The organism is uncultured Polaribacter sp., assembly GCF_947500975.1.
Taxonomy (GTDB): Bacteria; Bacteroidota; Bacteroidia; order Flavobacteriales; family Flavobacteriaceae; genus Polaribacter.
On the sequence record NZ_CANMUE010000005.1, the window covers coordinates 226667 to 232747 of the forward strand.

Sequence of the window (6081 nt, forward strand, 5' to 3'; positions counted from 1 at the left end):
ACGACTTTTTTTCAAAAGTCTAGCAATGACAGATATATATTATGTTAAAAAATTATTGGAAAAAAGGAGCAAAACAAAAGAAGGTAGTTGTTTTATTAAGTATAATAGCTTTAGTGTTATTATTTTTTTTAAGAGATGATTATCAACCAGCATTATTATTTTTTAGAAAATTCATTTTTCTAATTTTATTAGGTTTTACAGTTTTGTTTTTTGGGTTGAGAAAATTCAGAAATTCAGCAAGTTCAGGAAAAAGAATAGGGATTTTAATTTTGATATCCTTCTTTTTTGGTGCAGTTTATTTTGTAGGGTTTCATTTTAAATTTTATGATTATATGAAAACCTATAATGTTTTTAATGATTTAAATCGAGTTGAAATTGTAGAATTACCATTAACACAGAATGAAAGAATTCAACCATTAAGAAATATTTTTTCAATGGCAAATGAATCTGTAGGCGAAACTAAAGATGTTTCTTTGCCGCATTTGGTTAGAATTGATGGTTCTAATCAATGGACAATGGCAATTCAGCCCACAGAAAAATATGTTTGGCAAGGTATAAAAGACAATACCGAAGAGGTTTTTTCGGTGTCAAGTACAACACCTTTTCCTCGTTTTTCTAGTGAAAATAGAATACCTGTTACGTTTTCAATTGGAGAATCTTTAAAATTTAGTAGAAACACTTATAATGCAGTTGTTCAACGTTTAAATATTTGGAAATTATTTAATTACGAGCCAAGTGATACCTATTATATGAAAAACGATAAAGGTGCTTGGGTAGAAGTGGTAAGTTTAATAAAATGGAAAGGTTTCTTTTTTCCTTACCCAACTTTTGGCGGAGTAATGGTGATAGAAAACGGAGCGCATGATTTTAACGATTATTTAGAGAGAATTACAATTGGTAAAGGAAAATTTATTTCGCCAGAAGAAATGAAAAACTATCAATTTTTAACAAGGCAAAATACCTTATCTGAAAAAGTTTCTAGATTAAAAGCAGAGAGTTTAAAGTTTTTAGGTGGTTTTCAAGATCCATTGCCTTGGAATATGAAAACAGCTGTTAAAATTCCAGATTTAACAGATGATCAAAATCAACAACCTTTTGTAACCGATTTCGATTTTTCTGATACCAAAACGGGTGCTTACAGTGGTTTGTATCATTGGTTTGGATTAGAGCCAGTTGGCGATGAACGAACCAGTTTAACCTTTAGTGTTTTTATTCCTGCAGACGGTACAGATGCTTTGTATTATTACGATCATGCTTCAAAAAAACAAGGTTATGCAGGTGTTTCTGCAATGCCTTTAAAAGTAATTGAATCTAAAAAAGAATATGATTGGTCTGTAAATAAACCAGTAGAATTTAGACCATATATTAAAAATATTTCTGGTAGAAAACGAATGTTTTTTTTGAGTACAATTTCTGCTATTAAAAAAGAAAATTCACAGTTCGATGGTTCTGCAACGCCAGATTTAGCATTAATTGATAGTGAGTATAGAGATGTTGTTTGGATTGATGCAAAAAGACCGAGTACTTGGAACGAAGAAGTTTACAAACAATTAAATGAAGCTTGGAGATCAAGTGAAAAAACTAATATTTATTTTGATAAAGAAAAAACAATTGTAGAAAAAAATCAACAAATATTAGATTCTATAAAGATACTTTCCAAGAAAGAAATTAATGTAAAAAAGATTCAAGAACTTCAAAAACAAATAGATTCTATTAAAATGAATGAATAATTTATTTTGAAGCTATTTCCTGCTTTCCGCACTCGCTTTTTTTATGCTGAATTTATTTTCTCTTCTTTTTATAAAAGACTAATAGATTATTGTAGATAGTAAGTTTTTTAAATCATCAAAAAAAAGAGCTCAAACAATTGCTACAATCAGGGCTAAACTAGTTTGCTAATTTTAAGAGTTGAAAAAAATATTTATTTATTAAATAACAACCTACTTTTCATAGCAAAAAGCAATTGTATTTTGGCTTTTTTTTTGAATAGGTAAATTATTACTTGTTCATTATAGTTACTTGTTTGATCTAAATTTAAGTAACAAAACAATAATACTGCAGTAAGTTCTTTATTAAAAAAGGAACACAACTATTTGTGAAATTCAAAATCCTTTTTCTTATTTTTATCAAAAATTATATTGATGAAAAAAATCACCTTAATAATTATCTTAACAACTATCTTTTCTATGAATTCTCAAGATAAATTACCTTACTATCAAATTCCTGAACCTGCGAAAGAATTTACTCCAGGTACAACAGCAAGTAGAATGGTAGATGGTTTGGGTTTCAGGTATTATTGGGCAACAGAGGGTTTAACGGAAAAAGATTTAAGATTTAAACCAAATGAAGAAGCAAGAACAACTGAGGAAACTATAGATCATATTTTGGGTTTGTCTCAAGTAATTTTAAATGCTACTTTAAAAGTTGCAAACGGAGCCAAACAACCAGAAATGACTTATGCTGAGAAACGTAAAAAAACATTAATAAACCTAAAAAAGGCAAGTGATATTTTAAGAAACAGTAATGATGTGTCAGAATTTAAATTGATTTTTGGAGAAAAAGTATATCCATTTTGGAATGCAATTAATGGCCCTATAGCAGATGCAATTTGGCATGTAGGTCAAGTTGTTTCTTTTAGACGATCTTCTGGTAATCCTTTTCCAAAAGGAGTTAGTGTTTTACAGGGTATAAAGAAAAGCTAAATGACAATAGAACAATTAATATATTCGTTAAGAGATGAATTAAATACACATACATATAATTATTATGTATTAGATAATGCAACAATTTCTGATTTTGAGTTTGACAAAAAGCTAAAAGAACTAGAAAAGTTAGAAAAAGAGAATCCTATCTTTTTTGATGAAAATTCTCCAACACAAAGAGTAGGAGGTACCATTACAAAAAATTTTGAAACAATAACTCATAAGAATAGAATGTATTCTTTGGATAATTCATATTCAAAAGAAGATTTATTTGATTGGGAAAAGCGTATTCAAAAAGCTTTAGGAACATCAGAAATTGAGTATACGTGTGAGTTAAAATATGATGGAGCTTCTATTAATTTAACTTTTGAAAACGGTCAATTTATGAAAGCAGTTACTAGAGGTGATGGTTTTCAAGGAGATGATGTAACAAATAATATCAAAACCATTCGTTCAATACCCTTATCAATAAAAGAAGATTTCGTTTCTAATTTTGAAATGCGAGGAGAAATTATTTTACCATTAGATGGTTTTAATAAAATGAATGAAGAACGCGTAGCAAATAATGAAGAAGAATATAGAAACCCAAGAAACACAGCAAGTGGAAGTTTAAAGCTTCAAGATAGTGCTGAAGTTGCAAAACGACCATTAGATTGTTTATTATATCAAGTAGTTACTGATGAACGAAAATACAAAACACATTTTGAAAGTTTAGAAAATGCCCGAAAAGTAGGATTTAAGGTTCCAGACACAATTGTTTTAGCTAAAACTATTGATAAAGTTTTTGAGTTTGTAAATTATTGGGATGCAGAACGTCATAATTTGCCTTATGAAACTGACGGAATTGTTATTAAAGTAAATAATTTACAACAACAAGAAGAATTAGGTTTTACATCTAAAGCGCCAAGATGGGCAATTGCATACAAGTTTAAGGCGGAGCAAGTATCTACAACTTTAAATGAGATTACTTATCAGGTTGGTAGAACTGGTGCAATTACACCTGTTGCAAATTTAGAACCTGTACAGCTCGCAGGAACTATTGTGAAACGTGCTTCTTTGCATAATGCAGATCAAATTGAAAAGTTAGATATTAGAATTAATGATACTGTTTTTGTAGAAAAAGGAGGTGAAATTATTCCAAAAATTATTGCTGTTGATTTTTCAAAACGTCCAGAATATTCTAATCCAACGGTTTATGTAACCAATTGCCCAGAATGTAATACAGAATTAATTAGGTCTGAAGGCGATGCAAAACATTATTGTTCTAATGAGTTTGGTTGTGCGCCTCAAATTACAGGTAGAATTAAGCATTTCATTTCAAGGAAAGCAATGGATATTGATGGTTTAGGAGGGGAGACTGTAGATTTATTACGAAAAGAAGGACTCATAAAAAATTATGCCGATTTATATGATTTAACAGTTGAGCAAATAATCCCTTTGGAAAGAATGGCAGAAAAATCTGCTAAAAATATGATTAAAGGAATTCAGAAATCAAAAGAAATTCCATTTGAAAAAGTATTATTTGCATTAGGAATTCGTTTTGTTGGAGAGACTGTTGCTAAAAAATTAGCAAAGCATTTTAAATCCATTAACAATTTAATGATTGCAGATTTTGAAACTTTAATTTCTGTAGACGAAATTGGAGATAGGATTGCGCAAAGTATTATAGATTTTTCGACCAATGAATTAAACATTGAGTTAGTCAATCGTTTAAAAAAATATGAATTACAATTAGAAATTTCTGCTGAGAAGTTAGAAAATCAAACAGATAAATTACAGGGAAATATATTTGTAGTGTCTGGAGTTTTTCATCAAATGAGTAGAAATGAATTAAAAAAGGCTATTGAAGATAATGGAGGTAAAGTAAGTTCATCAATATCTAAAAAAACAAATTTTGTGGTTGCTGGTGATAATATGGGACCAAGTAAATTAACAAAAGCTCAAGATTTAGGAATACAAATTATTTCTGAGCAAGATTTTATAGATAAGATTAAGTAACTTTGGCTACCTTTTTGCAATCAAGATTAATATAATTTGAAGAAACTTCTATACATATATATAATAGGATTCACAATACTCACTTTTTCACAAAAAAGAGAGCAAGATTCCTTACCTAAAAACATAGATGATTATGTTTTTGTAAACCCAGGAGATACGCTTACTATTAATCTCAAAGGAATCTCGATATTACCAAAACATAAATTTAATTCAAAAGACGATGTTCGATACTATTTATGGTTTCGCAGAAAAGTATTTAAGGCTTATCCTTATGCACAGTTAGCTTCTGAAAGATTAGATTCTTTAAAATCTAGACTCCATAAAATAAAAAAAAGAAGTAAAAGACAAAAGTATACCAAAAGAATTCAAAAGTATATTGAAGGTGAGTTTTCAGATCAAATAAAAAAGATGACTACTACAGAGGGGCGAATTTTAATTAAGTTAATACATCGCCAAACTGGTCAATCTGCTTTTAATAATATTAAAGAGTTAAGAAGTGGTTGGCGAGCATTTTGGTATAACACAACGGCCAATGTGTTTAAACTATCACTAAAAACAGAATATCACCCAGAAGCAGTTAATGAAGATTTTCTAATTGAAGATGTTTTACAGCGTGCTTTTATGGATGGTGCTTTAAAAGAGCAAGAAACTAAACTGAATTTCGATTTTCAGAAAATTACTTTAGATAAAAAATCTAAGATTGATATAGAAGAGTATAGGCAAATGTTTGCCAAGTTGAAGAAAAAGAAAAAAAGAAAGAAAATTAAAAGTAAAAAATAGGCTTTCTTTTTGCTATTTCCTTTTATTAAGGAGTAATTATTTTTTATAGGTATTATATAAGTAAATAAAAAGGTCTGTTTTCGTTGTTGTATTTGCTTTATGTTTTGTTTAAAATGTAATATTTTCTATAAACTTACAGTTTACTTTTAATAAAAAAAGATTTAATTTTAGTTCTTAACAGAGTATTTCTGGATTAAATTAGGTTTTATAGTATTTAAAAAATTATTTTTTGGTCTTTATATTCAAAGATGAAACCTTTACCTTTCTTTTGTTTTGTATTATTTAGGGTTAGTTAATCAAATACTTTTCAAATTCAATTATTTTTTTTGATGATGTAAGTTATTAGTTTTAATGGTTTTAAGTTTTAGTTTTAAATTATTTTAAAAAAAGGTTTAAAAAATAGTTGTGGGTGTAGAAATGAGTTGTATATTTGCACCCGCTAACGGAAATATGTTAGTTTAGTTCATTGATTTTTCTGAGTTTTATTTACTGGGTATTTGGTGGTGAGTTTGGTTTTAGGTTTTAAAAAAAACTTTAAAAATAAATCACTTTTTATTAGGTTTGTAAAACAAACAAGTTGTATTTTTGCAGTCCGATTTTT

Annotated in this window: 4 protein-coding genes; all 4 read left to right on the top strand. The window is 28.4% G+C overall.

The window, feature by feature from the left end:
• Nucleotides 1–41 precede the first annotated feature (41 nt).
• The 4 genes from Q0733_RS07880 to Q0733_RS07895 all read left to right on the top strand — a co-directional run bounded on the left by Q0733_RS07880 (nt 42) and on the right by Q0733_RS07895 (nt 5480).
• Nucleotides 42–1730, top strand: coding sequence for a hypothetical protein (locus Q0733_RS07880; RefSeq protein ID WP_298781002.1), 1689 nt, complete (start codon nt 42–44; stop codon nt 1728–1730).
• 411 nt (nt 1731–2141) lie between these two features.
• Complete coding sequence (locus Q0733_RS07885; protein ID WP_298781005.1) at nt 2142–2702, top strand: hypothetical protein; 561 nt, start codon at nt 2142–2144, stop codon at nt 2700–2702.
• Complete coding sequence (ligA, locus tag Q0733_RS07890) at nt 2703–4700, top strand: NAD-dependent DNA ligase LigA (RefSeq protein WP_298781008.1); 1998 nt, start codon at nt 2703–2705, stop codon at nt 4698–4700.
• A 36-nt stretch (nt 4701–4736) separates the two neighbouring features.
• Nucleotides 4737–5480 (top strand): DUF4294 domain-containing protein, encoded by a 744-nt coding sequence (locus Q0733_RS07895; protein ID WP_298781011.1) that lies wholly within the window; start codon nt 4737–4739, stop codon nt 5478–5480.
• The last annotated feature ends 601 nt before the right edge of the window (nt 5481–6081 follow it).